Genomic DNA, 24,377 nt, shown 5'->3' on the forward strand with positions numbered 1-24,377 from the left:
TTATAACATTGCTGGCAGATTCGCAGAATTATCCATCGGTATTGAGAAGATGAGTTTTCAGTTAAAAATTGCTGAACTGATTCCTGGGAATCGATCGCCTCAAGCAGGAATTTCTGTGAATACACCGATGTGGCGGAATTTTTGATACCGCAGTTCCCGGCGCTGCTGGCTGGAAAGCTGACTCAGTTCTGCTAAATTTTCCAACAATGCTCGTTTCAGTATGGACGCAGCCTTGAGGGGGTTAGAGTGAGCGCCACCAATGGGTTCTGGTACTATTTGATCGAGAACGCCGAGGTTTTTCAAATCCCAAGAAGTAATTTTTAGAGCTTCGGCGGCCAAGTTAGCTTTCCCAGAGTCTTTCCAGAGGATCGCGGCACACGCTTCGGGGGTAGCAACGGTATAGACGGAATGCTCTAGCATCAACAATCGCTCGCCGACGCCTATGCCCAAAGCGCCACCAGAACCGCCTTCGCCGATGACGGTACAGATGATGGGAACATCGAGGCGAAACATTTCTCGGAGGTTACAGGCGATCGCCTCTCCTTGTCCAAGCTGTTCGGCTTCTAAGCCCGCCCAAGCCCCTGGAGTGTCGATAAAGGTGAAAATTGGCATGGAGAAGCGATCGGCGTGTTCCATCAATCGTAGGGCTTTGCGGTAGCCACCGGGAGCCGCCATACCGAAGTTGCGGGCAATATTGTCTTTGGTGTCGCGACCTTTTTGGTGGCCGATGATGACCGTGGGACGCCCATCAATGCGGGCAATACCACCCACCATGGCCGGGTCGTCACCGCCCCGTCGATCGCCGTGAAGCTCAATCCACTCGTCGCTAATTGCCTGAACGTAATCGAGGGTACTGGGGCGACGGGGGTGACGGGCTAGTTGCAACCGCTGCATGGGGGAGAGGCTGCTAAAAATCTCTTGCCGCAGTTGGTCTGTTCGAGCTTCCAGCTTGCGAATTTCTTCGGATGTTTCTTCGGAAACATCCACACCGTTTTCGGCTGCAAGTTGGCGAATCTCGTGAATTCGGGCTTCGAGTTTTGCCAGGGGCTTTTCAAAATCTAAGAGTAGTGGTTTCCGGTCTGGGTTTGGCACGCTGAGAGTTTCTATAATGTTTTGTCAGGTTTTGTCGATCGACTCTTTGGAGATCCTACCGTGTTAGGTGTTGCTCCAAAAGAGGGCCCGGTTGAAGTTGTCACTATTAATTGGTCAATTGCTTCCTATCGCTTTGGCAAATCAGGGAGTTGAGCTTAATTTTTTGCTACACTCTGACAACAACAATACCAACGCCATCGAACTCACGCCTCCGGAAGCTGTGACAGCCATTTCAGTATCAAAAACTGCGCTCAAAGCTTCTTGTAACAGTTAACAGTTAACAGTTCATTGTTAACTGTTAACTGTTAATTTTCAAACTCAAAATGACATCAAAGGTCGGAAACCGTGTTTAACGGAAATCTCACCAATTTGCTCCATCTTTTCCACCGTAATTTGATTCCGTCCCCAAGAAAAATTGGTATACAACTTTTCAAATTCCAGCAGCATTGACTCAGCAAAACAAGCAAACAACTGTCTACCCGGTACATCCATATTGACAATCTTCATGATTTTCCACTCAATATCGAGGGAATGTTCCACAATGCCACCATTGAGCACGTAAATTTCGGGATGCTGAACCTGAGTTGCCAGATTTTTGGGATAACCACCATCAATTAGCAAACAAGGTTGCTTCAATGTAGAGGGATCGATTTCTACTCCCTTCGGCATACTCGCTACCCAGACGACAATATCAGCCTGGGGTAGCGCCTCTTCCAAACCCATAATTTTGCCTCGCCCTAATTCCGTCTGCAAGTCTTGCAAACGTTCCTTGTCGCGGGCAATTAGCAACAATTCTGCTACATTAGTTTTGACATTGAGCCAGCGACACACAGCACTGCCAATATCGCCAGTAGCACCACAAACAGCTACGGTAGCCTTTGACAATTCAATCCCCAATTTGGGGGCTGCTTGTTCTACTTGGCGACAGAGGATGTAAGCAGTGTGAGTATTGCCAGTAGTGAACCGCTCAAACTCCAACTTGAGATTGCGAATTTGCTTAATTTGCTGCAAGTTGAAAGTCTCAAAAATGATCGAAGAAAAGCCACCTAGAGCTGTGATATTAATCCCATTTTTTTGAGCGTGCGCCATCGCATTAATAATTTTGCGAGTGGCTGCTTTAATCCGACGAGTGGCTAGCATTTCTGGCAGAAAACAGGACTCCACATAGCGGCCTTCTATTTTTTGCCCAGTGATGCTTGTCACCGTGATGTGATCGACTATTTGGGGCGGTGCGCTGCACCAAAAATCGAGACCTTGATCGGCGTATTCTGGATAGCCCAGCTCGTTAGCTACCGATTGGGCGTGTTCTAAGCTGGTTAAGTGACCGATTAAACCAAACATTAAGTTGTAAAATTAAGGAAGGAAGAAGTCAGTTGACAGTTGACAGTTGTCAGTTGTCAGTTGTCAGTTGTCAGTTGTCAGAAGGGAAAATTAAAAAAATTTAATTGAGTTCCCGTTCTTTATTTCTAACTTGATTGGGGTGCGAAACCTTGTAAGGAAGAAGGAAGAAGGAAGAAGGCAAAACTAAAAAGTTTGATTTTTTTAATTGTTATCCTATTCCTTATTTCCAATTGGATTAGGCTGCGAGGCCTTGTGCTGACATCCGCATGATGTCACGGTTGCTAAAACCAATGTTGCCCAGGGCTTCACCATAGGCAATCATAAAGTCTTCAATTAAAGCCTCTTTTTCCATCCCCAAGACGTTAGCATCGTCTGCAACAGAGTTTAGCAGTCTCCAGATGATGGGCAAGTTTTGGCGGTTGGCTGCTTCGAGTTCAGCTTTGGAGTCTTCAAAGTGAGCTTTTAGCCAGACTTCCCCAAAATTGAGGTGCATATATTCTTCTTTGATTACGCCTTCAGTGATTTTGCGGGCGAAGTCGTCAGCGACGGGAATGTAAATATTGTAGGCTGCGATCGCAAAACACTCGATAATCAGCGATTGAATCAGCAAGCAAGTTACAACCTTACCTTCGGCAGATGCCTTTTGGAAATTCTTATGCAGTTCTGAAAAGAACTCCTTGGCAAATACCATGTCTGGCGTGACTTTCAGATTCCGGCCACAAGCTTGGAAGCCTTTCATATGCCGGTTCTCCATATTGGACAAGCGAATTAACTTGTCCTTTTCGTCCGCCAACAGTTCGGCGAGTGTCAGGTAATTGTCATGAGCTTCTTGTTCGCCTTCAATCACAATGGCGTTGATGCGGCTGTAAGCATCTTTGTAAGCTTCGGTTTGAAAGTCAATTGCTGGGATGGCCTCAAGCTGTAGCATATGATATGTATTCTCCTCAATAACCTTGTAGGATGTTTTGACGCCCTTTAAAATTTGGGGTCAGTGACGGTACACTTTACCTATTTTCGACTAAAAATTCGCGGTTGTGCGGGAACTTGGGGGGCGATCGGGTTTGAGAGCCTCACTAAGGTTATCATTTTAGATTAATTCACAAATTTATGACCAAATCTTTTGACAGGTCTAGGGCACTGGAACTGCTGAGTTTTATTTTGTTGCTAGTGGGGGCCGCACTGGTGCTGTTGCCTCTAGCTGCTGTATTTTTGGTTTCTTTATCACCATCTGGTGTCGGTGTCAAGGTCACGGGCTGGACTTTTGCGAACTATCAGGAGGCTTGGCGACGCGGTAATTTTTTGTTGGCATTTCTTAATTCTACTCTAGTGGCGATCGCAGTAACTGGTTTTCAGGTAGTAACTTCGGCTTTAGCCGGCTATGCCTTGGCCAGGCTGAAGTTTCGAGGGCGACAAGCCTTAGTGTTGGTGGTTTTGGCAACCCTGGTAATTCCCTTTCAGCTTTTGGTGATTCCCATTTTCTTGGTTTTGAAGTGGGGCCATTTGCTCAATACCTACGGGGCGCTAATCTTACCCACGGCTGCTAATGGTTTTGGGATTTTTCTCCTACGTCAATATTTCCTGACAATTCCCGTGGAGTTGGAAGAGGCCGCCATGCTGGATGGGGCAAACCGCTGGCAGGTTTTGTGGCAAGTGATGTTGCCTTTGGCCCGCCCTGCTTTGGTGACGCTGTTTTTGTTTACGTTTATCGGCGAGTGGAACGATTTGTTTAAGCCCCTGGTGTTTACGACGCGCCCAGAGTTGCGTACCGTACAGTTGGCTTTGGCTGAGTTTCAGGAACAGTTTACTAGCAGTTGGCCCTTGTTGATGGCCGCGGTGGTAATTGGGACAGTGCCTGTTGTGTTACTGTTTTTGGTCGGTCAACGGCAGTTTATGCGGGGTATTGCGACGACGGGGATTAAGAATTAAGATTCAGTCTTTGTGGAACAGGCTAGAAGCCTGTTGCTGATGTTGCACTATTTTCAAGAACAGGCTAGAAGCCCGTTCCACAATCAGATTCAGTCTTTGTGGAACAGGCTAGAAGCCTGTTGCTGAAATAGTGCAGATGTAAATTTGTAGTCATATCGTTTCCGGCTGCATCGGAATGATTTAACCGCAGAGAACACAGAGGACACAGAGGGAGAGAATAGAGATCTGAATCATTCAGATGCTACCGGATTTGATATCACTCACCGATTGAAAAGTGGATTTATTCGCTAATAATTTGCAAACGAATAGAGCGTTCTCCATCTCCGAAATCAACTTCGATCTTCTCTCCCGAAAGCGTGTCTAAACATCCTAGAAGTAATCGTAAATTCGGCGTACTGGCTCCTGTATCGACATACAATCTATCTGTTAAACTGCCTAAACGTTTCCAAATAGTGTATAGTTTGATTACTGTTTGTTCTAGCTGCGCTGCCTGTTTCACAACGTCTGCGGTGGTTCCCAAGCAGCCTACTCGTAAGGATTCTTCTAAGGCCATTTCCATATCTAAATGAGACTGATTGAGCGCCTGGACTTGGGCCGCAGAATCGAGATATTTAGATAAATTCTTGGCATCGGAAGTTAGTTGTTTGACTGTATCTACGTCGGGATTTTCTGCTACTTCTTTTTGAATTTCAATTTGGTGAGATGGAGATAGTTTCTCCATTTCTTTGACTAAGGGGGCTAGGTAGCGGGAAGGTAGGGAACCTGTGGATGCTTTCTCTTTGACTTCTTCTGGGAGTAAGTCGGAGTTTAAAGCCATCCATTCGTCGGAGAGTTGTTTAACTTCACGCCTGGTAATACGATCGCCTTTTCCGGCCGCATCTGTTACCATTAGCTGTACTTCGGGAGATGCTTTGGCGGTTTCTACAAAGGCTCTTTTGCTGAAGTTTCTAATGGAATCTGGGTCTAAATCTCCTTGCTCGATTAATGTATCGGCACTCTTAGCTAATTCTATCAGGGAATAGGCTTGACTTTTGCCTATTTCTCGTTCTTTTAGCCAGTTCAAAAAGCCAGTGCCGCGTCCTTCGCCACCTTTTTTTTCTCTGTCTCGGACTGTTCGGAGAATGCGTCCCCGCCAGATATCTGTTTGCAAGTCAAAGCGATCGCACACTTTCCAGGCATTGTCAACCTGATTGTCAAAATCGAAGTCTGGTATTTGTTCGTCTTCGGGATCGGGTAATTGAAAATTGATATCGGTAAAGCCTTTGAGGGCTTCTGCAAGTTCTGCGGGATTTTGGGGGACTTCAGCCATTAGGAAAAAATTGTGTAGAGCAACAGCCGGTTTGATTTGGAACTTACACGGGTTGACAGTTGAAACTCTATATGTAGCGGTAACGTGGGGAATGCCCACTCTACTAATAGAGTTTGTGTGCAAGTCTTATCATTATTGCACGATCGGGATGTTTCGAGACAATTTACCTGATGGCGAAGCCAAAAGGCCCAATTCCCAATTCCCAATTCCCAATTCCCAATTCCCAATTCCCAATTCCCAATTCCCAATTGCTAATTTCTACTTTCTACTTTCTTCCTTGGAGCCAATAAGTCACCATATCCCCCTTACCTTTGATCGGAGTCAAACCTCGATTCTTAAACAAATACTTATCTTTCAAAAGCTCATAAGTAACATCCGTAACTTGAATACTGCCTGCAACTCCTGTAACTTCCATCCTCGCCGCCACATTCACAGTATCCCCCCACAAATCGTAAGTAAATTTGCTAACACCAATCACTCCCGCAACTACTGGCCCAGAATTGATACCCACGCGAATTGCCAAATCTTCCCCTGTTTGGGCGGACAATTTTGCTATTTTTGCTTGCATTTCCAGGGCCATTTCCGCGATCGCCTCAGCGTGGTCATCTCTGGGTGTAGGTAATCCTCCAACTACCATGTAAGCATCACCAATAGTCTTAATTTTTTCCACACCGTACTCTTCTGCTAATTGATCGAATTGGGAAAAAATCACGTTTAAACGCTTTACGAGTTCCGTCGGAGACATTCTAGCGGACAACTCAGTAAAGCCAACAATGTCAGCAAATAAAACACTTACTTCTTCAAAACTGTCAGCAATTGTGCTTTGCTCAACTTTCAATCTTTCGGCTATGGGTTTTGGTAAAATATTCAACAGCAACTTTTCAGTTTGATCCTGTTGAAATTTCAGGGCTTCTTGGACTAACTTTCGCTCTGTAATATCAGAAACAGTACCTTCATAGTAAATTAATTTACCTTGGGAATTGCGAACTGCCCGGACATTTTCCGATACCCAAATCCAAGCACCTTCCTTACGTTTAACCCTCGATTCAAAGCCAGAAAGAGCATTGTGTTCATCCATAGCAACTACGAATTCCCGACGGCGTTCGGCATCAATATAAAGTTGCTCGGAAATGTTTTGAATGCTGGACATCAGTTCCGTAGGCGATTCGTAACCATACAATTTCGCTAAGGCTGGATTAGCGCTGATAAATTGTCCTGAAGGGGTACTTTGAAAAATGCCTTCCATGGCATTTTCTACAATACTGTGATATCTTTCTTCAGCTATCTTCAGAGACTCTTCTGCTTTTTTTCGCTGAATTAATGAACCTAATTGAGTGCAAACAATATTAAAAATGTCAATAAATCGCGAGTCCTTGGGACCAGATACAAGTTTAAAAAAAACTAAGACTGCTAAGACTTCATCCCCGACTAAAATAGGTACACCAAAACCTGCTTTAAACCCAATTTCTAGCGCTATTTTAGTTCTCATAAATTCTGGGTATCCCACGGAAATATCTTCTACCCATTCAGGTTTCCCGGAAACCCAAACTCGTCCTGGTAGCCCGATATTTCTAGCAAATGTCAAGTTTTCACTTTGCTGGCGGAAGATTGCCATGCTGCTATCTCTACCATACCAACCGCGACTCGATTTCAACAAAGTTCCTTCGGAATCAGGAATCCAAGCTTCTCCTAGATCCCATCCGATTGTTTCGCCAACTTGGTGCAAAATTACTTCTAAAGCAGAGTTAAAATCCACCGATTCGCCGATCGCCCGCGTAGTTTCCAGCAAAAACCTAATTTCTTCTTCAGCCCGCTTTCTTTCAGTAATTTCTTGCTCCAACAAAGCATTGCGCTCTTGCAACTCTCTAGCTTGTTGTTGCAGTTTTGATTGCAAAGAGCGCAAGGAAAGTTGGCTTTCAACACGGGCTAAAACTTCTTCTATTTGAAATGGCTTAGTAATATAGTCTACTCCTCCTACTTGAAAAGCTTTTACTTTTTCTAATACATCATCTAGGGCGCTAATAAAAATGATCGGAATATCTTTAGTATTATCATTTTTTTTTAATTTCTGACAAACTTCATAGCCGTTCATTTTCGGCATATTAATATCTAACAAAATTAGACTCGGAGGAGACATTTGTGCTCCTTGCAAAGCAAGTTGTCCGTTAATAGCCTTCCTAACTTGATAGCCGTGAGATGTAAGCATGGTGGATAAAAGTCGCAAGTTATCCGGCATATCGTCAACGATCAGAATATCTTTAGGAGTCACTGGCAGTGGATGGTCGTTCATCATAATATAATTGAGTGAGATCGATGATGATATCAATCCGAAAGTTTTCGACCAAATCTGTTAAAGCCTTAGCGAGAGTTGCCTCACTTTCAGGGATTTGCTTAATCAGTTCCAGTATGCCACTGTCATCAACGCAAATCCCTGCTTGGTACAAATTGACCAACCAGTCTATAGGCATTACACTCAAATCCTCTGGGGTCAAACTTTTGGGAGATATCAGGGCGGACACAGAAGTAGATGACTTTTCTTCCTCATAAATATAACGCACTTTCAGGTGAGCCGCAATTTTTTCAAACAGCACTTCTTCCCGAAAGGGTTTACAGATAAAATCATCACAACCTGCGGCAAAAATCACTTGTCGCTGCTCCTCAAAAGCAGTAGCAGTCAGGGCAATAATGATGGTTTTTTCGCCTTCAGGAGTTTGCTTAATTTTTCTGGTTGCCTCATACCCGTCCATAATAGGCATCAACATATCCATCAAGATCAGGTGGGGTTTCCAGCTTTCGTGCAAAGCCACAGCTTCTTCACCGTTACAAGCTTCGATAATTTCAAATCCCAATGGTTTCAAAATCTCGATTAACAGTTGACGGTTTTCTAGTACATCTTCAACTATCAATATCCGATAAACTGGCTGTCCAGCTTCTAAAGCAATGACTTGTTTGGTGCTATATTTTTCTCTATCATCAATTTCTGTTAACACATTCACTTGGATATTAAAGGTAAATTTTGTGCCTCGATCGATTTGACTTTTAACTGATATATCACCTCCCATAATTCGGACAAACTGCTGGCTAATCGGCAAGCCTAAACCAGTTCCTTGCATCGATTTACGTCCGGTATCTGTTTGCACGAAGGGCTGAAATAAAGTGTTAATTTCTTGCGGAGAAATACCAGGTCCGGTGTCCATTACTTCAAAAATTAATTGGCATTTTTTGGCTCCATCTAAAGTTTCTTCTGGTTGGCTTGTGACTCGCAGACTAACGCTTCCCTTCACAGTAAATTTAATAGCATTTCCGATGAGGTTAATTAAAACTTGCCGCAATTTTGATTCATCGGTTTGAATGTATTTTGGTAAATTATCCGGTAGGTCAAAGATTAGCTGCAAGCCTTTAGAGTTGGCTTTTAATTGCAACATTTCTTTGAGGATATCGATCAGCTTGTATAGGTTAAAACTATTTTCATTGATGCTAATCTGACCAGATTCTATCTTAGACATGGACAATACATCATTGATGAGTTCCAACAAATGTTCGCCGCTACGGTTGATGATTTCAATGTATTCTTTTTGTTCTTTGGTGATGGAAATGTTGCGAGCCATAACTTGAGAAAAACCAAGAATAGCGTTTAATGGGGTGCGGAGTTCGTGGCTCATGGATGCGAGAAATTGGCTTTTGGCACGATTGGCAACTTCAGCATTTCCTTGAGATTTAATTAGTTCCATTGACTGTCTTTGAGTGTAGGCTAGCAACTCAGCTTGTTGCAACGCGACTCCTAGCTGCGTACCTATATGAACTGCGACGTTGATTTCAGCTTCGCTCCACTGGCGGGGGGCTGAATTTTGATAGGATGCGAGTAATCCCCAAAGTTTTTCTCCGCAAAAAATGGGGACGGTAATATAGGCTTTGACTTCAAATTTTTCTAAGAGTTGGATGTAGCAATTATCGAAGCCTTGTTTGTAAATATCTTCGACGCAAAGGTAAGTCTTACCACGGCTGTAGGCTCCGCCTTGGGTTTCTTGCAAATAGGTGTCGCATACTTCTTGTAAGCTGCTATCAAATTTTTGGAGGAGGCACTTTTCGTTCTCTACAGTATCTTCTGTGAAGTTGGGGTATATTTGCTGTTCTTGGATGAGGGAAATCCAGTTATTATCAACGGATTCCGCTACAAATTCACCACTCCAGTCTGGATTGAAACGGTAAATGGCGACTCGATCGCATTTCATGGTTTGGCGCAATTCTCGCGTTGTGGCCTGAAAAATCTCCCGGATATCTAATGTCTGCCGCATTTTTTCAATAATTCGCGCGATCGCTCTTTGCCGCAATGCACTTTCTTGTAGTTCCATTTCTGCTTGCTGGCGTTCGGTAATATCCACCGCCATTAAACCGATGCCGATCGCTCTACCTTTTTCATTAATTAGCGGAGTATTATACCACTCACAAACGACTTTTTTACCATCTTTGGTCTGGGTTTCACTGGTGGTGCAAGTAGCACTAAATTCCCCAGTCATATTGTTGTTTAAAAGTTGAGATATTTGCTGGTAACAACTTTCGGGAATAATTAAATCTGGGACGTTGTGACCGATAACTTCTGCTTGGCTATATCCAAAAATATTTTCCGCAGCCGGATTCCAAGTGATCACTTCTAAATTAATGTTTAATTCGATAATCACTATAGGTGTTTGCTGCAATAGAAATGAAATTCTTTGCTGGGATTCACGCAATTTTTCTGCGGCTCTTTTGCTATCGGTGATGTCGTTAGCCGTACCAAGAATTTGTTTAGGTTTACCATCAGTTTGTCTCACAAATACTGTATCCCAACTGTGCATCCACCGCCATTCGCCGTTTTTGTGTTTCATGCGGTATTGACATTCAATGACATCGCCGTCTTCGGATCGCTCCACTTTTTCGACACTTTCTAAAAAGGCTGGTAAATCTTCAGGATTGAGCAGCATTAACATCATTTCATTACCCATATCTTGTATTTCTTGGGCGGTGTAACCTAGCATTGCAGTAATTTGGTGGTTGGTGTAAACGTTGCGGTTTTCAACTAAGTCGTAAACGTACAATAGATTGGGATTAGAATCAGCGATCGCCTGAATGAAGTGCTGACTTTCTCGCAGTGCGGATTCTGTTTGTTTGCGATCGCTAATATCTCGTCCCACAATAATTACTGAATCTTCAGACAAGGGAGAAACTTTAGCATCGAGCCATATTTCGCGTCCTTCTACAGTATAATTATATTCAATATTGATACTTTTTTTGCTTATTAAAACCTGTTTGATAGTAGCTAATATCAGGTCGGCAATAGATTTGGGTAAGACTTCGTGGGCTGTTTTGTTAATCATTTCGCTGGGAGGTTTAATCAAACTTGACGCACCTGTGGGAGCGATTTTGATACAACGCCCTTCGGCATTTCTGACTAAAACTAAGTCAGTCATAGCAGCAAAAAGAGCTCGCAATTCTGCTTCAGATTCTTGCAGAGCTTGTTCGGCGCGGACGCGGGTGCGAACTTCTGCTTGTAACTGTTTATTTTGTCGATCGAGTTGTTGAAGCCGCTGTTTTTCTCGTTCTAAAAGTTTGGCTTGGGCGATCGCAATTCCTACTTGAGCAGCCACAGTTTCTAAAAGATCGATTTCATCTTCTGTCCATTCCCGGTAGCGATCGCACTGGTGTAAGCAGATAGCACCGTTTGCTTCCCCTTGGTAGGAAGTGCGAATTGCTAACATCGATTTCAAGTTCACCTCGCGGCAAATGGGTAGCGCTGCTTGTAAAAGAGGATCTGAGTAAACATTATTGGAGGCGATCGCCCGATCTTGAATCATCATTTGTACGACGTGAGGATTCCCCCAAATCGGAATTGAGATATGGCGAATTGATTCGCAATCGGGTTCCAGATACTCTGCCGCCAAAGGAATATCGACCTGGGGGCTAGTAATATAGGTGTGAAGCAAACAACGATTCACACCAAATGTCTGACCAATTTGAGTGACTGCGGTTTGAAATATTTCATCTGGTTGTAAGCTAGAGCGAATCTGCTGAATTATTTTTCCAATCAGCAATTCTCGCTGAACTTGCCGTTCTAAGGCTATTTTAGCTGCCGCTTTTTCTAAATCTGATTGTTTGCGATCGCTAATATCAAAAAGTACCCCGTACCAAACAATATCTCCATTGCTACGCATTTCGGGTCGAGAATTAGATTGCAACCACTTAATCTTCCCTGATGGCGTAACAATCCGCCATTCGCAGGCAAAAGGTGCTAAAGTTTTGGCGCTCATCAGCACAGCATTTTCAATAGTTTTTCGGTCATCAGGATGATTTTGTTGAAAACACAATTCGGGGTTATTTAAAATTTGTTCGCTGTCTAATTCATATATGGTTCTACAATCAGAACTGATATATTCAAAATTTAATTTTCCCTCACCATTCATCACAAATTGATAAATTACTCCCGGTATATTAGTCGCCAATTTCTGCAACCGTGCTTGACTTTCCCGCAGTGCTTGCTCTGTCGCGTTGCGAACTGCCACCTCTCGCTGTAGTTGGGCGTTCTGCTCTTTTAATTGTTTTGATAGGTGTTGAATAGTTAGTTGATTTTTGACACGGGCTAAAACTTCTTCGACTTGAAAAGGCTTAGTAATGTAGTCAACTCCCCCAACTTCAAAGGCTTTAACTTTATGATAAGCTTCATGGAGGATGCTCAAAAAAATTACCGGAATTTCGCTGGTTTTTTCGTTAGCTTTTAGTCTTTCACAGACTTCATAGCCGTTCATTCTCGGCATGACAACATCGAGCAAAATCAAGTTAGGTATAGAATCAAAGTCAGAATTTACTGTCAATTCACCCGAAATAGACCTCTGAACTTTGTACCCCTCTTTACTCAAGATGTTTGATAAAAATCGCAAGTTATTAGGTCGATCGTCAATGATTAAAATTTGGATGTTTTCGGGGTTAATCAACATCTTGTATGCGGCCATATTTTTATTCTCTACTGTGAGTACCAGATGAATATTTGAGTTTATTTATTAATTTATTTTCTAGGAATGTCAAGGCTGACGCACTCCTACCAAAGAAACCAGGTTTTTTACCGAATCTGTCGGCAAAAACGAAGTATTTTCGTAAAAAAACCCGGTTTCGGAGTCCCCATGTGTAAGTCCTAAATCTATCTCCTATAGCAGCCTTCTCAATCATCATGGCTAGTTCACCAACAGATTTAAACGATGCCGCAAGACAGCAAAACTGGCATCAGACTGCGCCCAAGTGTTGGATTTATAGGGCTGCAACATCTCAGGGAACAAGTTGTTTAAATTTTCGGGTGTTTATCTGCCAGTAATTCCTGAAGTTTCAGAATATTTTCGGCAGTAAGAGCGATTTTGATTTCCAGTTCTTGTTCTACATCCCATAGCAACATAATATTATCTTCGCCGAGGGCAAATTCGACATTTTTCAGTTCAAGGGTTTGATATTTAATTTCGGGAATTGCTATCCGAATTACTATCTCCGATTCTAACTGAGGGTAAATGTAAAGTTGCTGTTGCAGGTTGTCTAGTTCCAGTTTCTGAACTATGGTATTCCTTTCGACAGGAGAATCTGGTTTGTACCAATACAGAGTATCCCCACGAATTTCAGGATTGACCATGATAAAATTTTCGTCAAACCGCTGGGGATGCCAGTGAATTTCACTCATATCACCGGCCAGGGGAATAATGCGCTCTACCCAGGTAATTGCTTTGCCATGGAGATTTGCCCACCACTGACTGATATGATGTAAATTGTCAGTATTTGTGGGGTTGTTACTTTCCAATTCCCAAACTATTTTTAGTTCCATATACAGGTTATCCAGCGAATTTATTTTTTTGATAGTTTGCACTTTCAATTGGAGATTTATTTCTTCTACAATACTCTCAATGGACTTACCAATTATTTACCACGAAGATTACGTTGCACCCCTGCCACCCGGTCATCGCTTCCCGATGGCTAAGTTCCGGCTGCTTTATGAAATGCTGGTGGCGGATGGGGTCGCCTCCCACGATCAATTTCACGCCCCGGAACTTCCTCCATCAGAATGGATTCAATTTGTCCACGATGACTATTACATTCAAGCTTACTGCAACGGGACCCTTGATGCCAAAGCTCAACGGCGAATTGGTCTTCCTTGGAGTCCGGCTCTTGTCAATCGGACTTGTATCGCTTCCTCCGGGACGGTACTGACTGCCAAGCTTGCTTTGGAATACGGTTTAGCTTGCAATACTGCGGGTGGAACTCATCATGCTTTCCCTAATTATGGGTCTGGTTTTTGTATTTTTAACGATTTGGCGATCGCCTCTCGTGTCCTGCAAAAAATGGGTTTAGTTCGTCAAGTATTGATTGTGGATTTAGATGTACACCAAGGGGATGGAACCGCTGTTATTTTTCAAAATGACGACAGTGTTTTTACTTTTTCGATGCACTGTGAGGTGAATTTTCCAGGTACCAAACAAAAGGGCGATTTAGATGTCGCTTTGCCTGTGGGCATGGAGGATGAAGAATATTTACAAACCTTGGCTAAATATTTAGCAGATTTGCTCTCGGATGTCAAGCCAGATTTGGTTTTATACGATGCCGGAGTAGACCCTCATCAGGCTGATAAACTGGGAAAGTTAGCTTTAAGTGATACGGGGTTATTTCGCCGGGAAATGCAAGTTTTGTCTACTTGTTTGGCGGGGGGGTATCCGGTTGCTTGTGTGATTGGCGGCGGCTATTCTGATGATACGAAGGGGTTGGTTTATCGGCATTCTTTGCTGCACCGAGCGGCCAGTCAGGTTTATCGCCAGTATCGACTGTGAACGAACCTGACGGTCAACTGAGTACAGTTAGACCGCAGGCTTCTTTTTCCTTTTTTGCAAAGGCTTTTTTGAGTGACGGAGTTCCACCGCCACTTTCGTAACTCAGACCAATTTTTCTTATGAGTTTGGCTGAATTTTCATCTCGATCCAAAGATTCTCCACATTGACAAGAATGCCACCGTTGGGACAACTCTTTCGGGACTTTGTTGAGGCAGTTCCAACAGTGCTGGGAAGTTCCTTTGGGGTCAACAAATAAAACACTTTTACCTAGTTTCCCGGCGACATATTTCAGAACGTTAATAGTTGCTAGTTGGGCTTTTGTGGGTTTGAGGCGGTATTTGTAAGTGAGTTGCATTTTTAGCTTCTTTTTTCGACCTACCTTAACATACCATTTCTTTTGCTTTAATATCTAGGAAGTACATCAAAGTTAAAGGTCTTTGCAATGTCTAATTGTCGGTTTCCGTACCTACACCCGACGAGCCTTTCATCCCAAGGAGTAATTTATTTGGGGTACTTCGCGCAGCGCTCAGATTCATCCCCCTCTAAATATACCCTTAGACTTCCCGGCTGGTAGTTAAACATTTGTATTTATCAAATGTTTAACTACCAGCCCTTGCCAAACAGATACAAACTGAGCTAAAAATTATTAAACAGACGATCGCCATTATGTCCAATGCCATTGCGCCAAATCATCCGTATCCGCTACTTGTGGTCATCGTTAACTACCGAACCCCGGCTTTGACCATTGACTGCCTGCGTTCTCTAGTTAACGAAGTCGAATCCCTTCCCGGTATGCGGGTTGCAGTTGCAGACAACGCCTCTGGTGATAACTCAGTCGCAGAAATTAGCAGCGCGATCGCAGCAGAAGGCTGGAGCGAATGGGCATCCTTCGTACCCCTAGACTACAACGGCGGATTCGCCTTTGGCAACAACGCCCTGATCCGTCCCGCCCTGAAATCTCCCAATCCCCCGCCTTACATCCTGCTGCTGAACCCAGACACCGTAGTTCGCCCCGGTGCCATCAAAGCCCTGGTCGATTTCATGGACACTCATCCCGAAGCCGGAATCGCCGGCAGCCGCTTAGAAGACCCCGACGGCACCCCCCAGGAGTCAGCTTTTCGGTTTCACAGCTTGTTGACGGAACTCGATTTTGGTTGGCGCACAGGCTTCCTATCCAAGCTTTTGAAAAACTGGGCCGTAGCGCCTCCGATTTCCGAAGAAATCTGTCAAACTGATTGGGTAGCTGGAGCCAGCATGATCGTCCGTCGCGAAGTATTTGAAAAGATTGGCTTGATGGATGAAGCTTATTTCATGTATTGCGAAGAAATGGACTTTTGCCTGCAAGCTCACAAAGCTGGTTGGAGTTGCTGGTATGTGCCCGAAAGTCGTGTTGTCCACCTAGTCGGTCAAAGCTCAGGTGTTACTGACACCAAAAAGCCTGCCAAACGGCTGCCGACTTATTGGTTTGATTCCCGGCGCAGGTACTTTGTCAAAAACTACGGCTTGGTTTACACAGCCTTAACTGATGTGTCCTGGGCTTCGGGTTTTGCCGTCTGGAGAATGCGGCGCGTACTGCAAGGCAAGCCCGATGGCGATCCACCAAAATTACTCAGCGATTTTGTATTGAATAGTGTATTTTTTAAGGGGGGTAAGATTGAAAAATCCAAAAATTTTTAAAGGAGTGGGTAAATAATTCAAACCCAAATAAACCCGGTTAATCCAAATAAAATCTTGTGTGATGTACCCTAGAAATTGGTATTCTAGATCTCAATAAACCGGGTTGAACCGGGAGCATCCAGATTTTGCATAGGCGAAGCATGACGGCCGACAATTTATTAGCGATAACCAGAAATTTACAGCGGTCATGCTTCGCCCCTACGAATATATTTGAAAAACTCAGATGCACCCGTTAAACCTCCCTCAAAAAAACCAATAAACAAATTACTATCAGGGGCATCTAGGAACAGGGTAAACAAGCAATAAGTGTGAATTAAAACTTATGGTAACTGACGATCAAAACTTAATTGGCAGTGCAAATCAAGTAGAAAACCCCCCACTCGGACTGTGGCAGCAAATTAAAGAAGACTGGATTGCTCATGGTCGCGATTGGACAAAACCGGGGTTTCGGGCGGTAGCAGTTCAACGCTTCGGTGTCTGGAGAATGAAAGTTGAACCGAAGCTGCTGCGGGCTCCCTTGAGTATTCTGTATCGATCGCTCTACCGAAAAGTCCGCAACACCTACGGCATAGATTTGCCATACACCGTGAAGCTTGGCCGCCGGGTGGTGATTGAACATCAGAGCGCGATTATCATCCACGGACACTGTACGATCGGCGATGACTGCATTATCCGCCAAGGCGTAACCCTGGGAAACCGCTATTTGGAAAAACCCCTAGAATCGCCTCAATTGGGCGATCGGGTGAACATCGGCGCCGGTGCAAAAATTCTCGGCAAGGTCAACTTAGGAGACGACGTAAATATCGGTGCCAATGCAGTAGTTTTATCCGACATTCCGGCTGGTCAAACTGCTGTTGGTATCCCCGCCAAGATTCTTCAATCTACAAAGAAACAGGAAAATGCTTAAGTCAATCCTCCAAAGATTCCTCCGCCATCAGGCTATGCGTTACGGCAAGTTTTCTAACCTCTACATTAGATTCTGTAACCCCGGTTCCCAAGAATACGCCGAATTTCTCCGTCGCCACGGCAACTTCTACGCGATCGGGGAAAATTGCACGATCCTGCCGGAGACCATGTTTACCGATCCAGCCTACGTCCGCATCGGCAACAACGTCCACTTCTCCTCTTGTACCGTGATCGGCCACGACGGCTCCATCGCCATGCTCAACCGGGCTTACAACGTTAGACTAGATGCCGTAGGCAAGGTAGATATCCGCGACAACGTATTTATCGGCTACAGGGCGATCGTCCTTCGCAATGTCACCATCGGCCCAAATGCGATCGTCGGCGCCGGTGCCGTCGTCACCAAAGATGTTGCCGAGGGCGATATAGTAGCAGGCGTTCCCGCCAGACCCATCGGCCGCGTCTCAGACTTAGTGAAAAAATTGCAAGCCGAAACCCAAAGCTGGCCATGGGCGGATTTGATTAACAACCGTTAAGGCTGTTTCGACCCAGAAATCGAAGAGGAACTCTTACAGTTACGAGTGTCGCACTTCTACCGCAAGACATCAACTCCCACTGCCTTGCAATTCAAGTAATCTCCCTACAGCAGTTAGAGATTACTTTTCATGTAAACTCCACAAATAAACACAATTGTATACATCATCAAAATACTGAACAAACAATGGTTGAGTCAATCACTAAGCCAATCATTTCTGCTACAGAACCAGACTGGAGTCGCGAACAAGCTGGTAAGTGGTGGGAACCCAATTGTCAACTGCTCAAATCTATCCGTAATTATCAAAAATGGCAGCAATATGGTGGGATTTTAGGCTATTTGTTATGTCGCTTAAATATCATATACCATCGTTTTTGGAGTGTTGTAACGGCAACAGACATCCCCTTAAACTGCCAAATAGAAGGAGGACTGGTACTGCCTCATCCTAATGGCATTGTCATTCATCCCAGCGCTTCCATTGGCCCTAACTGTTTAATTCTGCAACAGGTGACAATTGTTGGTGATGTCAAAATTGGAGGCCATGTCGATATCGGTGCAGGAGCCAAAATAATTCGCTCCGTAACCATCGGCGATCATGCTTTGATTGGTGCTAATGCTGTGGTGATCTGTGATGTGCCACCCGGCGCCACCGCAGTGGGAATACCAGCAAAAATTATTGAAAAAAAAGCCAGTAAATCGGAAAAATCTTTTCTAGAAGTAGAAGAAATCATATCAAAATAGCTGGGCTTTGATTAAGATCTGAAACAGACATCTCCTAAAAAGACAGTGAAGAACAGGCAGGACTGCGTGTTCCACCAATAATTATGGCAGAGGTCTCAGGAATAGTTTAGTAGTTGCATTCAACAGGAAAAACTTGAAAAAAATTGGATTAGTGGCGATCGGACGAAATGAAGGGCAGCGCCTCCGCCAATGCCTACTCTCGGCCACAAACAAAGTTTCCCGCGTCATCTACGTCGATTCCGGCTCCACAGACGGTAGCCTAGAATTAGCCCGATCGCTCGGAGCTGATACAGTAGAACTCGACTTATCCACACCATTTACCGCAGCCCGCGCCAGAAATGAAGGCTTTACCCGCCTGCTGGAAATAGCACCAGACATCGAATTTGTCCAATTTGTCGATGGCGACTGCGAAGTCGTTGAGGGATGGATCGATCGAGCCTACAGCGAACTCACAGCCAAACCAGACGTAGCAGCAGTCTGCGGGCGCAGACGCGAACGATACCCCGCAGCCACCATCTACAACCAACTCTGCGACATCGAGTGGGATACCCCCATCGGCGAAACCAAAGCCTGTGGCGGCGACTCCATGATGCGCGTCGCAGCCTTGCAACAAGTCGGCGGTTTCAATCCCACACTCATCGCCGGCGAAGAACCAGAACTCTGCGTGCGTTTGCGCCAAAAAGATTGGAAAATCCTGCGTTTAGACGCCGAAATGACCCTCCACGACGCCCAAATGACCAGTTTTACTCAGTGGTGGAAGCGCGCCCAAAGAGCCGGTTACGCCTACGCCGAAGGTTCCTGGATGCACGGCGGGGAACCAGAGCGCCATTGGGTAAAAGAAACCCGCAGCATCTGGCTGTGGGGATTAATCTTGCCAGTCCTAGCCTTGGCAATGGCATTGCCGAGCAAAGGTTGGAGCCTGTTACTATGGAGCGGCTATCCCTTAGCAACCTATCGCACCTATAACTATTATGTAAAGCATCGGAATATCACCACTAAAGACGCAGCCATCTACGCTTTGTCTTGCGTATTAGCCAAATTTCCCCAGCTACAAGGTCAAATCCAGTTTCACCAGCGCAGATTACTGGGCCAACAGAGCAAATTAATCGAATACAAAACAACCAACTCCATTAATTCCGCCAACTAGCACCTAGCTTACTAAAATTAATTCACAACCACAGGTAGTAAACAAATGAACAACCAAAAATTAAAAGTTTTACTAATAGTAGAGCAATGCAATCCTGAATGGGCATCTGTACCTTTGGTTGGCTACAATTTCTTTCACAAAATCAACAAGTTAGTAGATGCCACCCTCGTCACCCATATTAGAAATAAATCAGCTCTGGACAAACATCCAGAATATGAAAAAGTTTTCTACCTAGAAGAATCCAATTTAAACAAGCAATATTATAAGATAGTAGCAAAAGTTACGGCCAACGGGCGAGTAAATTGGCCTCTTTATAATGCCTTAAGCTACCCAATTTATGAAGAATTTAATCGGCAAGTATATCAAAAATTTAAAACACAAATTTTGAACGGCGATTATGACATAGTTCATGCCATTACCCCGATGATGCCACGCTATCCGTTTAAAGTAGTCACTGTATGTCAGCAGACTCCTTTTATTCTAGGGCCTGTGAATGGGGGCATTCCCTTCCCACCAGGCTTTCAAGAAACGGCAAAACAAGAATTTGCTCAATTCAACTTTTTGAGAGCAGTGGGTCGAGCCTTAATTCCAGGTTATGTAGAAACTTACAAAAAAGCTGACAAAATCTTAGCAGGTTCAACCTATACTTTGAATATGCTCAAAGATTTATTTGCCATCCCTGACGAAAGAATTGATTTGTTCTACGAAAATGGCATTTCCGATGAATTTTTAAATTCGACAACTATCAAAAATAAAGATGCTAGCGTGATAAATCTGCTGTTTGTCGGCAGATTAGTCCCCTACAAATGCGCCGACATTGTGATAGAAGCGATGGGCAGATTAGACCCGGTAATTAAAAATAAAATCCGGTTAACAATAGTGGGAGACGGACCAGAAAGAAATAACTTGGAAAACCGAGTGCAGGAACTTAAGTTAGGGGAAATAGTGAGTTTTGCCGGATGGGTGAATCAACAAGAAACTCTGGATTATTACAAGAAAGCAGATATTTTTTGCTTTCCTTCTATCCGAGAGTTTGGCGGAGCTGTGGTCATGGAAGCTATGGCTTGCGGGCTCCCCTGCATCGTTGCCAATAATGGCGGTATTGGTGAATATGTGAATGAAGAAACGGGTTTTAAGATAGAGCCAAATTCTAGGGAGTATCTCACCGAGGAGTTGACAAGTAAAATTCAACTGTTGGTTGAAGACGATCGCCTGCGGGAAAGTATGTCAGCCAAGGCGATGGAAAAAGCCAAAGAATTTGCCTGGGATAAAAAGGCAGAAAAGATTGTAGAAATTTATCAAAAAATGCTTGGCGAACCTCTAAACTCTAAAAGTTAATGTTCAAAGACAATAAAAATGGCGAGAATTTTTCTATCCGCGGGTCACGGTGGCTTTGAAAACGGGACGAGAGACCCCGGAACAGTGGCCGGTGGAACTACTGAAGCCAGGGAAATGATCCTGCTTCGGGACTTGGTGGTTGGCCAATTGCGATCGCGCGCTGTGGAAGTGCTGGCTGTCCCCGATGAACTCAGTCAAGTGCAAACCATTGACTGGATTAACTCCCGGTCTCGGATTGGCGATGTGGCTTTGGAAATTCAAGCTAGTGGCGCTTCTAACCCCTCGGTGCGCGGTGCCGGTATTTTTTATATTGCCGCCAACAACCAGCGGAAAGCTGATGCGGAAATGCTGATTATGTCGTTGCTGCGGAGGTTCCCGCAGTTACCTAACCGTGGCGCAACACCGGATACGGCTACGGGTTTGGGACGGTTGATTTTTTGTCGCTGGGTTTCTATTCCTTCGATGTTAATGGAACTGGGCTTTCTGACGAACCCGGACGATCGCCTTTTGATTCAAAATCGGCGGGGAGAGATGGCGATGGGAATTGCTGACGGATTGGAAACTTGGATTCGCCCTCGTGCGGAACCTCCAACTCCTAGCCCCATTACTTATCGATCGATTAATATCAATCTCAATGGTGGGATTTATGAAGAACAGGGGGTTTTAATTAATGGGAATGCTTATATTCCCATCGATCTAGTGGATAGATTGGGCATTGATTTATCTAATATTGCCCGACTTCGCCGCGTTAGTTACAAGAATATTGTCTACGTTCAGGCGATCGAACTGCGGGATTTTCAAGTATTAGTTACTTGGGATAATGCTAATCGGACCGTGGTTTTGCGATCGAATATCCAGCCTCCTGCTCAAGTTGGCAAAATTATGGGTGCTGGAATCACCACTGAAGTGCAGTTAATGATGTTTCTCAGAGCCAATAATCCCAGCGCTTTAACGGTTTTTCCTGACATAGCAAAGCTTTATCGCGAAGAAGCGAGGGTGGAAGGAGTCAACTACGATATTGCTTTTTGTCAAATGTGTTTAGAAACTAATTTTTTGCGTTTTGGTGACAATATTAGACCGACTCAAAACAATTTTGGAGGTTTGGCTACGGTTGGGGGAGATAGTGAAAGCGCATCTTTCGCTAGCGCCCGCATCGGTGTTAGGGCTCACATTCAACATTTAAAAGCTTACGCCAGTATTGAACCTTTGGTTCAGGAACTTGTAGATCCCCGATTTCGCTTTGTGACGCGGGGAATTGCTCCAGAAGTCGATCGACTCGGTGGGCGTTGGACAGCGGATTTGCAGTATGGCACGAAAATTACAGCCTTGGTAAGGAGGCTTTATGAATTGATGCAATCTGCGAGTTGAAGCGACTTAAACGTAGAATGCGATCGTGATTAAATTCCCGACTTCTTTAAGAAATCGGGAATGTGCATCTGTGTTTTTCAAGTATATTCGTAGGGGCGAAGCATGACCGCTGTAAATCTCTGGCGCGAGCTAATAAATTGTCGGCGGTCATGCTTCGCCTATGCAAAATCGGGATGCTCCCAATCGGGAATCTGGGTCTGATATTTTTTTAGAACGTCTGTCAAAACCAGATATTTTAGATAATTCCTGGCCCTTTGCCACGCATATCTGTTTCGGCAGTCAGTTTACCTTCTTCACCTCTTTTATCTTTAATTTCAGCCAAAATACGAGCGCGTTCTTGGGCTTCTGCTTCTTCTTTTGCTCTCAAATCACCCGGTTCGTCAATGTACATTTCGGGTTCGATCGCGTAATTGTTAACAAGACCTTCTTTGTCTACTGTATAGCCATCTGTAGTGCGAATACTTTCATCATCAGTTTGGTCATCAGTTTTGGCATCTTGCTGATGTTGTTCTGTGGTTGTGTGCATGAAGTTGCTACCTTCACGTTCTTGCCGCGCTGCTGTTTCGGCAGGAGTGATGCCCCTGTCGTAGTGGGGAGCTTGCATATTAGCTTCCATTTCTACATCTTTTGGTGTTGCTTTGCTAATACTCATGATTTATTCCTGGGTTATTTTTTCAAAAAGTGTCTTTGACCTATGTTTAAATAATAGACTTAAGCTCAGGGATTCCCTAACTATCTTTGGTTATAGTTTCCTGACGATAGAGCTTATGACAGAAGGAATAAAAAAACTCTTGCTCACAGAAATCTCCTCAAAACACAGTCAAGAACACGCAGGCGGTTCCCCCTCAGCTTGGTGGAAGAGATGCGTGTTCGACAATAATTATGGGAGTGGTCTCATCAATTTTTACCCCCCAAACTTACCGATCGCCTCTATTTGACATCTATCTAAAGGTAGAGAATGGGGAATGGGCATTGGCTGGTAGTTTATGCTTCTTTGAAAAATCGGATGATTTCGCGGATGTGGTTGAGGAATTTTCCGTCATCGGTGAGTTGGGCGATCGCACTTTCTGCATCTCTTGTCAGTTTAGTATGTTCTGCCTGATTTGTAGCAGTCAAGTCTTGTAGAGATGCTGCTAGTCGAGTTAAGTCTCTTGTGTTAGCTTCCTGCTGTCGCTCTTGGATAGCTACCCAAGAATTCGGATCGTTAGAGTTGAACTTAGCTTCTAAATTGTTAATGGTAGATTCTAAGTTGGCGAAGCGGCTGCGGAGTTCGAGAATATCTTCGCGGGGGTGCAAAAATTGACGGCGAATCATTGTCAGCCGCGCTGCTAAATATTGATAACCTCTAATCGCTGGGCGCAGTATAGTTAACAGCAGTGCAGCACCCGAACTGAGATAGCCAATTGCGCTAATTCCGGTGGCGGCTAGGGTGTAAAGGGCGATCGCACTCAAGAGGTGCAGTCCGATGGCCACCAAGAGCGATCGACTAGCTAATACAGTAACGTATTTGACTTGTTTGTCGTCAACTACGATACCTTTTTCGGTTGATTCTTTGGCTTGGGCTAAAACTTCTTTAGCTTCAAAATGGATATTCCACGGAACTGTAACTATCAACAATAACCATTCAAAAATAGCAATGGCAATTACCCAATCAATGAAGCTGCCGGCGGGGATGTGCAACCATTGCAGAATGGCAAAAACTAATAGTAAAAATATGCCTGTGCTGGCACCAAAACCTGCGAAAGTGTAATACATTGCGATCGCCTTTGCGGAATGTTGTTTTGATTGTGCGTGGGTTTGCAGGACGAGGTGAAAAGAGTGTGACAGTTAGGAAAGCTTCCTATTCAACTAAATGGCCAGCCCTTGCGTAGGGGCTTTGGATATCTAACAAGAGTGTGACAGTTAAGAAAGCTTCCTATTGCCAAGTAGTCCCTGTCAGTAGTCAAATAAATCTCCCATAATTCCTGTGGAACAGGCCTCAACAGCCTGTTTTTGACTGTTATTTTGGGACAACTCTCATACAGCAGCAGAATCAGCTAGGGCTGAGATAAACTGATTTGGATGGCGATCGCGCGTTCTGCCAGTTGCGTGTCTCTAACTCAGTCCTGGACGCACAGCATCTACAATTGACATCTAGCGTCTTCATCTAATATCTGCGCGTCTACTACT

At 44.4% G+C, this 24,377-nt stretch carries 21 protein-coding genes; 11 read left to right on the forward strand and 10 right to left on the reverse strand.

The window, feature by feature from the left end; translation table 11 throughout:
* Positions 1 to 99: 99 nt before the first annotated feature.
* Entirely contained in the window at positions 100 to 1,092 is a 993-nt protein-coding gene (gene accA, locus AAFP11_RS03035; protein WP_341735686.1) for an acetyl-CoA carboxylase carboxyl transferase subunit alpha, read from the reverse strand.
* A gap of 91 nt (positions 1,093 to 1,183) precedes the next feature.
* Here accA and AAFP11_RS03040 point away from each other — a divergent pair, with 91 nt between their 5' ends.
* Positions 1,184 to 1,366, forward strand: coding sequence for a hypothetical protein (locus AAFP11_RS03040; protein WP_341735687.1), 183 nt, complete (start codon positions 1,184 to 1,186; stop codon positions 1,364 to 1,366).
* 44 nt (positions 1,367 to 1,410) lie between these two features.
* Here the strand turns inward: AAFP11_RS03040 and AAFP11_RS03045 are convergent, their stop codons facing one another.
* A complete protein-coding gene (locus AAFP11_RS03045; protein ID WP_341735688.1) occupies positions 1,411 to 2,433 on the reverse strand; it encodes a long-chain acyl-[acyl-carrier-protein] reductase in 1,023 nt (340 codons plus the stop codon).
* A gap of 235 nt (positions 2,434 to 2,668) precedes the next feature.
* On the reverse strand, positions 2,669 to 3,361 hold the full coding sequence (locus AAFP11_RS03050; protein ID WP_341735689.1) for an aldehyde oxygenase (deformylating): 693 nt from the start codon (positions 3,359 to 3,361) through the stop codon (positions 2,669 to 2,671).
* Between the two features lie 179 nt (positions 3,362 to 3,540).
* Here AAFP11_RS03050 and AAFP11_RS03055 point away from each other — a divergent pair, with 179 nt between their 5' ends.
* Positions 3,541 to 4,359: a carbohydrate ABC transporter permease gene (locus tag AAFP11_RS03055; RefSeq protein WP_341735690.1), complete on the forward strand. Its 819-nt coding sequence runs from the start codon at positions 3,541 to 3,543 to the stop codon at positions 4,357 to 4,359.
* 280 nt (positions 4,360 to 4,639) lie between these two features.
* Here the strand turns inward: AAFP11_RS03055 and AAFP11_RS03060 are convergent, their stop codons facing one another.
* From AAFP11_RS03060 to AAFP11_RS03075, 4 genes are all read right to left on the reverse strand, one after another.
* On the reverse strand, positions 4,640 to 5,668 hold the full coding sequence (locus AAFP11_RS03060) for a hypothetical protein (RefSeq protein WP_341735691.1): 1,029 nt from the start codon (positions 5,666 to 5,668) through the stop codon (positions 4,640 to 4,642).
* 265 nt (positions 5,669 to 5,933) lie between these two features.
* Complete coding sequence (locus AAFP11_RS03065; protein ID WP_341735692.1) at positions 5,934 to 7,961, reverse strand: adenylate/guanylate cyclase domain-containing protein; 2,028 nt, start codon at positions 7,959 to 7,961, stop codon at positions 5,934 to 5,936.
* Entirely contained in the window at positions 7,927 to 12,651 is a 4,725-nt protein-coding gene (locus AAFP11_RS03070) for a PAS domain S-box protein (protein WP_341735693.1), read from the reverse strand. The genes AAFP11_RS03065 and AAFP11_RS03070 overlap by 35 nt, the downstream gene beginning before the upstream one ends.
* Positions 12,652 to 12,977: 326 nt before the next feature.
* Positions 12,978 to 13,502, reverse strand: a complete 525-nt coding sequence (locus AAFP11_RS03075; RefSeq protein ID WP_341735694.1) for a hypothetical protein — start codon at positions 13,500 to 13,502, stop codon at positions 12,978 to 12,980.
* A gap of 79 nt (positions 13,503 to 13,581) precedes the next feature.
* Here AAFP11_RS03075 and AAFP11_RS03080 point away from each other — a divergent pair, with 79 nt between their 5' ends.
* Positions 13,582 to 14,499 (forward strand): histone deacetylase, encoded by a 918-nt coding sequence (locus AAFP11_RS03080; RefSeq protein WP_341735695.1) that lies wholly within the window; start codon positions 13,582 to 13,584, stop codon positions 14,497 to 14,499.
* A gap of 13 nt (positions 14,500 to 14,512) precedes the next feature.
* On the opposite strand, the gene AAFP11_RS03085 is transcribed toward AAFP11_RS03080, so the two are convergent.
* A complete protein-coding gene (locus tag AAFP11_RS03085) occupies positions 14,513 to 14,854 on the reverse strand; it encodes a zinc ribbon domain-containing protein (protein ID WP_341735696.1) in 342 nt (113 codons plus the stop codon).
* Between the two features lie 311 nt (positions 14,855 to 15,165).
* Here AAFP11_RS03085 and AAFP11_RS03090 point away from each other — a divergent pair, with 311 nt between their 5' ends.
* From AAFP11_RS03090 to AAFP11_RS03120, 7 genes are all read left to right on the forward strand, one after another.
* Positions 15,166 to 16,176 carry a glycosyltransferase family 2 protein gene (locus AAFP11_RS03090; protein WP_341735697.1) on the forward strand — a complete coding sequence of 337 codons (1,011 nt, stop codon included), beginning with the start codon at positions 15,166 to 15,168 and terminating at the stop codon, positions 16,174 to 16,176.
* Positions 16,177 to 16,498: 322 nt separating this feature from the next.
* Positions 16,499 to 17,083: a serine acetyltransferase gene (locus AAFP11_RS03095; protein WP_341735698.1), complete on the forward strand. Its 585-nt coding sequence runs from the start codon at positions 16,499 to 16,501 to the stop codon at positions 17,081 to 17,083.
* Complete coding sequence (locus AAFP11_RS03100) at positions 17,076 to 17,615, forward strand: acyltransferase (protein WP_341735699.1); 540 nt, start codon at positions 17,076 to 17,078, stop codon at positions 17,613 to 17,615. Before AAFP11_RS03095 ends, AAFP11_RS03100 begins: the two co-directional genes overlap by 8 nt.
* A gap of 185 nt (positions 17,616 to 17,800) precedes the next feature.
* Entirely contained in the window at positions 17,801 to 18,355 is a 555-nt protein-coding gene (locus tag AAFP11_RS03105) for a serine acetyltransferase (RefSeq protein WP_341735700.1), read from the forward strand.
* Between the two features lie 133 nt (positions 18,356 to 18,488).
* Entirely contained in the window at positions 18,489 to 19,502 is a 1,014-nt protein-coding gene (locus tag AAFP11_RS03110) for a glycosyltransferase (protein WP_341735701.1), read from the forward strand.
* A gap of 45 nt (positions 19,503 to 19,547) precedes the next feature.
* A complete protein-coding gene (locus AAFP11_RS03115) occupies positions 19,548 to 20,840 on the forward strand; it encodes a glycosyltransferase family 4 protein (protein ID WP_341735702.1) in 1,293 nt (430 codons plus the stop codon).
* An 18-nt stretch (positions 20,841 to 20,858) separates the two neighbouring features.
* Positions 20,859 to 22,208 carry an N-acetylmuramoyl-L-alanine amidase gene (locus tag AAFP11_RS03120; protein ID WP_341735703.1) on the forward strand — a complete coding sequence of 450 codons (1,350 nt, stop codon included), beginning with the start codon at positions 20,859 to 20,861 and terminating at the stop codon, positions 22,206 to 22,208.
* Positions 22,209 to 22,443: 235 nt separating this feature from the next.
* Here AAFP11_RS03120 and AAFP11_RS03125 read toward each other — a convergent pair whose 3' ends face one another.
* Positions 22,444 to 22,860, reverse strand: a complete 417-nt coding sequence (locus AAFP11_RS03125) for a hypothetical protein (RefSeq protein ID WP_341735704.1) — start codon at positions 22,858 to 22,860, stop codon at positions 22,444 to 22,446.
* Between the two features lie 115 nt (positions 22,861 to 22,975).
* Between AAFP11_RS03125 and AAFP11_RS03130 the strand changes: the two genes are divergently transcribed.
* On the forward strand, positions 22,976 to 23,146 hold the full coding sequence (locus tag AAFP11_RS03130; RefSeq protein WP_341735705.1) for a hypothetical protein: 171 nt from the start codon (positions 22,976 to 22,978) through the stop codon (positions 23,144 to 23,146).
* Between the two features lie 46 nt (positions 23,147 to 23,192).
* Here AAFP11_RS03130 and AAFP11_RS03135 read toward each other — a convergent pair whose 3' ends face one another.
* On the reverse strand, positions 23,193 to 23,963 hold the full coding sequence (locus AAFP11_RS03135; RefSeq protein ID WP_341735706.1) for a hypothetical protein: 771 nt from the start codon (positions 23,961 to 23,963) through the stop codon (positions 23,193 to 23,195).
* Positions 23,964 to 24,377: the final 414 nt, after the last annotated feature.

The sequence above is a fragment of the Microcoleus sp. CAWBG640 genome (assembly GCF_020883015.1).
Classification (GTDB): domain Bacteria; phylum Cyanobacteriota; class Cyanobacteriia; order Cyanobacteriales; family Microcoleaceae; genus Microcoleus; species Microcoleus anatoxicus.

Bases quoted from the DNA above. Each gene is read 5' to 3' on its own strand.
- AAFP11_RS03080 (WP_341735695.1), top strand. From the start codon at position 13,582: ATGGACTTACCAATTATTTACCACGAAGATTACGTTGCACCCCTGCCA.
- AAFP11_RS03070 (WP_341735693.1), bottom strand. From the start codon at position 12,651: ATGGCCGCATACAAGATGTTGATTAACCCCGAAAACATCCAAATTTTA.
- AAFP11_RS03060 (WP_341735691.1), bottom strand. From the start codon at position 5,668: ATGGCTGAAGTCCCCCAAAATCCCGCAGAACTTGCAGAAGCCCTCAAA.
- AAFP11_RS03045 (WP_341735688.1), bottom strand. From the start codon at position 2,433: ATGTTTGGTTTAATCGGTCACTTAACCAGCTTAGAACACGCCCAATCG.
- AAFP11_RS03105 (WP_341735700.1), top strand. From the start codon at position 17,801: ATGGTTGAGTCAATCACTAAGCCAATCATTTCTGCTACAGAACCAGAC.
- AAFP11_RS03085 (WP_341735696.1), bottom strand. From the start codon at position 14,854: ATGCAACTCACTTACAAATACCGCCTCAAACCCACAAAAGCCCAACTA.
- AAFP11_RS03130 (WP_341735705.1), top strand. From the start codon at position 22,976: ATGACAGAAGGAATAAAAAAACTCTTGCTCACAGAAATCTCCTCAAAA.
- AAFP11_RS03095 (WP_341735698.1), top strand. From the start codon at position 16,499: ATGGTAACTGACGATCAAAACTTAATTGGCAGTGCAAATCAAGTAGAA.
- AAFP11_RS03100 (WP_341735699.1), top strand. From the start codon at position 17,076: ATGCTTAAGTCAATCCTCCAAAGATTCCTCCGCCATCAGGCTATGCGT.
- AAFP11_RS03115 (WP_341735702.1), top strand. From the start codon at position 19,548: ATGAACAACCAAAAATTAAAAGTTTTACTAATAGTAGAGCAATGCAAT.
- AAFP11_RS03120 (WP_341735703.1), top strand. From the start codon at position 20,859: ATGGCGAGAATTTTTCTATCCGCGGGTCACGGTGGCTTTGAAAACGGG.
- AAFP11_RS03075 (WP_341735694.1), bottom strand. From the start codon at position 13,502: ATGGAACTAAAAATAGTTTGGGAATTGGAAAGTAACAACCCCACAAAT.
- AAFP11_RS03090 (WP_341735697.1), top strand. From the start codon at position 15,166: ATGTCCAATGCCATTGCGCCAAATCATCCGTATCCGCTACTTGTGGTC.
- AAFP11_RS03055 (WP_341735690.1), top strand. From the start codon at position 3,541: ATGACCAAATCTTTTGACAGGTCTAGGGCACTGGAACTGCTGAGTTTT.
- AAFP11_RS03050 (WP_341735689.1), bottom strand. From the start codon at position 3,361: ATGCTACAGCTTGAGGCCATCCCAGCAATTGACTTTCAAACCGAAGCT.
- AAFP11_RS03135 (WP_341735706.1), bottom strand. From the start codon at position 23,963: ATGTATTACACTTTCGCAGGTTTTGGTGCCAGCACAGGCATATTTTTA.
- AAFP11_RS03065 (WP_341735692.1), bottom strand. From the start codon at position 7,961: ATGATGAACGACCATCCACTGCCAGTGACTCCTAAAGATATTCTGATC.
- AAFP11_RS03125 (WP_341735704.1), bottom strand. From the start codon at position 22,860: ATGAGTATTAGCAAAGCAACACCAAAAGATGTAGAAATGGAAGCTAAT.